Raw genomic sequence first — 4,111 nt, forward strand, 5'->3', positions numbered from 1 at the left:
CCGCGCGATGGCGACGCGATGCACCGGCTTCTCGTACTCGCTGTCGGTGGAGCCCATGTCGAACTCGCCGTCCGGAATCACGACGAGCTCGGGGCAGTCGGCGCAGTCGCGAAACGTCTCGCCCGGAACCCGTGCCGGCGTCTGCTGCGCGGCCGGCACGGACGGGCCGGGCGGCCGGGTCTGAAGATCGAAACGCCGCTGCCCCGGCGCCTCCTGAGCCGCGAGCGGCGGCCCGATCGGCACGCCGAGGACCGCGACAGCGGCCGCGACCGCGATCACAAACAGGAGAAACGCCAGCCGTCGCTCCATAATCGACTTTCCCGCTTCGAGACGATGGCGCAGACTTCGCAGCATCGTGAAAAATAGTCGCAGAAGCAACGCGGACGTCAATGGATCATCCAGATACCGACCTCGTGCCGTTGTGGTGTCACTGATGATCGGTGCGTTCGCGCGTGCGGCCGTTCGCTGCATCTCCCGAGGGGATTCGGCGGTACCCTGCGGCCTGCGGAAACGGCGGCGCGTTCGAACCGAACCGCGCGCCCGTCCCACCAATCCGGATCGAAGTCTCGGCTGACGCAACGGGGAGACACGGCATGTGGGCTGGCAAGGCTGGCGTCGTGACCACACGGTCGGCGAGTTTGCTCGCCCTGCTGGCGCTTTCGCTCGGCAGCGCTCCGGCGTTCGCCCAGAGCGATCATGCCGGGCACACGAGCGCGCCAGCGGGCCAGCGCGGCGGGCCGGTGGCGTCGCCGCCCGGGGCTGCGGTCTATTTCGTCGCGCTGCGTGACGGTGCGGTGGTGCCGCCCAAATTCGTGGTGAATTTCGGCCTCACCGCCATGGGCGTGGCGCCGGCCGGATCCGATCGTGAGAACTCCGGTCATCATCATCTGCTGATCGACACCGAGCTGCCGCCGCTCGACCAGCCGATCCCCAACGACTTCCAGCATCTGCATTTCGGCGCCGGCCAGACCGAGGCCGAGGTGACGCTGCCGCCCGGCCAGCACACGCTCCAGCTCCTGCTCGGCGACAAGGACCACATTCCGCACTCGCCGCCCGTGATGTCGCAGCGCATCCGCGTGACGGTCTCCGAAACAGCCGGCGCAGTCGCGGCGGCGCCGCCGGCGGCGGCCGCGCCGTCCGGCCCGAAGAAGCGAAATCCCTCGCCGCCGGACGCCAAGGTCTACTTCGTCTATCCGACCGACGGCGCCTATGTGTCGCGCACGCCGGTGATCCGCTTCGGCCTGATCAACATGGGCGTCGCGCCGGCCGGCGTCGCCAAGGCGAACACCGGGCATCATCATCTGATCGTGGATTCCGAGCTGCCGCCGCTCGACCAGCCGATCCCCAACGACTTCCAGCACCTGCATTTCGGCTCCGGCCAGACCGAGGCGAAGGTGACGCTGCCGCTCGGCCGCCACACGCTGCAGCTCCTGCTGGCGGACGAGGATCACGTGCCGCACGATCCGCCCGTGCTGTCCAAGCCCATCACCGTGACGGTGACCAAGTCCGGCCGCCGGCCCCGGTCGGCGTCGCGCTGGAGATACCGGTGACGCCGCGCGCGGCGATCGTGCCGGTCGGCGTGGTGTGGCGCCTCGCGCTCGCCGTGCTCGGCCTGCTGGTCGTCGCGGCCGTGACGGCCGACGCGGCGCGGGCCGACCGGCGCGTCGCTCTGGTTATCGGCAACTCCGGCTATCGCACCGTGCCGTCGCTGCCCAACACGGCGAACGACGCGCGCGCCATGGCGACGCTGTTCACCAATGCCGGCTTCGAGGTGGTGCAGGCGCGCAGCGATCTCGGCGTGCTCGACTTCAAGCGGGCGCTGCGCGACTTCATGAGCGTGGTGACCGGCGCCGACATCGCGGTGGTCTATTACGCGGGCCACGGTGTCGAGGTGAAGGGCACCAACTATCTGATCCCGACCGACGCCAAGCTGGCGCGTGACTACGACGTCGAGGACGAGGCGGTCCCGCTCGACCGCATCCTCTGGTCGATCGAGCAGGCGCGCACGCTGCGGCTCGTGATTCTCGACGCGTGCCGTGACAATCCGTTCATCGGCAAGATGCAGCGCACCGTCTCGATGCGCGCCGTGGCCAACGGGCTCGGCTCGGTCGAGCCGTCGACCGGCAACACGCTCGTCGCCTATGCGGCGAAGGCCGGCTCGGTCGCGGCCGACGGCGTCGGCCGGCACAGCCCGTTCACGGCGGCGCTGCTCAATCATCTCACCGAGCCGGGGCTCGACGTGAGGATCGCGTTCGGCCGGGTGCGCGACGAGGTGCTGCAGGCGACCGGCAGCGCCCAGGAGCCGTTCGTCTACGGCTCGCTCGGCGGCACCACGGTGTCGCTCGTGCCGGCGCCCCAGGCGCCGCCGGTGGTCGGCCCGCGCGACCTGCAGCGCGATTACGAGCTGGCCGAGCGGGTCGGAACGGTGGCGGCCTTCGAGACCTTCCTGGCCCGGAACGGCACCGGCTTCTACGCCGAGCTCGCCCGCGCCCAGATCGCCAAGCTCTCCGAGCGCGCCGCCAAGGGCGGGCCGGCCGCGCCGGTGGTTCCGACCGCACCGGCGGTTCCGGCCGCGCCCGTCGTGGCTGCACCCGTGGTGGCGACTGTTCCGGCCGCCGTCATGCAACCGCCCCGCCTCGTCCCGGGCGCGGCGGCGTCCGATCTCGCCTGCCGGCGCGACCGCGAGCGGCTGTCGCGGCTGCGCGCCGATCCGGTCGCCGACGAGGTGCTGCGGCTGGAGCGCGAGCTCGGCTGCGAGCCGCTGCGGGCCCAGGTGGTGCGGCTGCGCGAAAGCGGGGGCGGTGCCGCCGCGGCGCCGGCGCTCGCCTCCGAGGCCGCTCGTCCGGCCGCGTTGCCGGCAACGCCCGTGGCGGTCCCGGCCGCGCCGGCGCAACCTCAGGCCGCGTCCAGGCAGGCGCCCGCCGACGCGTGCCGGCGCGAGCAGGAGCGGCTGGTGCGACTGCGGGCCGATCCGAGCCGCGACGCCATTGCCCGGCTGGAGCGCGAGCTGACCTGCGAGGCGCTGCGGCCGCAGCTCGTGCGCCTGCGCGAAAGCATCGCCGAATGATCAGTCCGCCGATGCGACGTCGGGCCCGGCCCGGATGCCGGCCGCGATGAACTGCACCAGGAAGCGGCCCTTGGTCGGCAGGTCGCCCGGCTTGTAGCGGTGCTTGGAGAGCCGCGACATGCGCTCGTCGAAGAAGTTCATCACCAGCGCGCCGACCGCGAACAGATAGGCCCAGTGCAGATATTCGGGCGACTTGTCGGGCAGCGCCCGCTGCAGCGCGGCGATGAACTCGCGCGCCATCGGGTCGTAATAGTCGCGCAGGATGCCGCGCGAGCGCTCGTGCGGATCGGACGCCTCGCGCACCGTCAGCATCGAATAGTACTTGCCGTCCGGCCGCGCCTGCTGTCGCATCACCGGCATCACGAAGGCGGCGACGATCTTCTCCACCGTGTCCGGCGTCGCGACGTCCGTGATGGCGTGCAGCTCGGCGAGGCGTTCCTCGAACAGCGTCTGATGCTCGGCGAACACGGCGCGGTAGAGGTTCTGCTTGGTCTCGAAGTGATAGACCACGATCGACAGGCCGACGCCGGCCGCCTCCGCGATGTCGCGCATCGAGGCGCCGTGAAAGCCCTCCATGGCGAACAGCTTCTCGGCGGCCCGCAGAATCTTGGCGCGGCGGGTCGGCTCCTCGGGCGTTGCGGTCCGGTCGGGCGCGTTCGCGCCCGGCGTGCCGCGGGGTTTTCGCGCCGGCTTCACGGCCACCGGCTTTTCCGCGCCAGCGGGAACCGGGGCGGACGATCTCGCCCGTGTCGGAGACTTGGTCATGCGGCAGGCTCGGTCTCGAGGTCGCGCGGAGTTTGATCAGACATGCGGCCGCGATGACCTTTCGCAGAAATCGAGCCCGGCTGGTCGACGCTGCAACTTAGTCGCGCCCCGCCGCCGCTGTCCACCCCGCACAAACCCTCCGTCGTGCCCGTGCGACGGATCAGCCGGCGGACGGTCCACCCGTGAGAGGTCGCGCGCCGGCCCGCGCTCCACAGGCTTCGAGAAACATTGGTCGGCGACACGATCGCTCGTCATCGCCCGCGCAGGCGGGCGATCCGG

At 71.2% G+C, this 4,111-nt stretch carries 3 protein-coding genes and 1 pseudogene; 2 read left to right on the forward strand and 2 right to left on the reverse strand.

Annotated elements, in window-relative coordinates:
- Positions 1-471: pseudogene (locus tag CH341_RS36105) on the reverse strand (hypothetical protein); the annotation flags it as partial.
- A 146-nt stretch (positions 472-617) separates the two neighbouring features.
- On the opposite strand from CH341_RS36105, the gene CH341_RS28965 reads away from it, so the two are divergent.
- Together CH341_RS28965 and CH341_RS28970 are read left to right on the forward strand one after the other, a co-directional pair.
- On the forward strand, positions 618-1,550 hold the full coding sequence (locus tag CH341_RS28965) for a DUF4399 domain-containing protein (RefSeq protein ID WP_245431303.1): 933 nt from the start codon (positions 618-620) through the stop codon (positions 1,548-1,550).
- On the forward strand, positions 1,547-3,067 hold the full coding sequence (locus tag CH341_RS28970; protein ID WP_111422707.1) for a caspase family protein: 1,521 nt from the start codon (positions 1,547-1,549) through the stop codon (positions 3,065-3,067). The genes CH341_RS28965 and CH341_RS28970 overlap by 4 nt, the downstream gene beginning before the upstream one ends.
- Here the strand turns inward: CH341_RS28970 and CH341_RS28975 are convergent, their stop codons facing one another.
- Entirely contained in the window at positions 3,068-3,769 is a 702-nt protein-coding gene (locus CH341_RS28975; protein WP_210208663.1) for a TetR/AcrR family transcriptional regulator, read from the reverse strand. It lies immediately after the preceding gene.
- Positions 3,770-4,111: the final 342 nt, after the last annotated feature.

This window comes from Rhodoplanes roseus, assembly GCF_003258865.1.
GTDB lineage: Bacteria > Pseudomonadota > Alphaproteobacteria > Rhizobiales > Xanthobacteraceae > Rhodoplanes > Rhodoplanes roseus.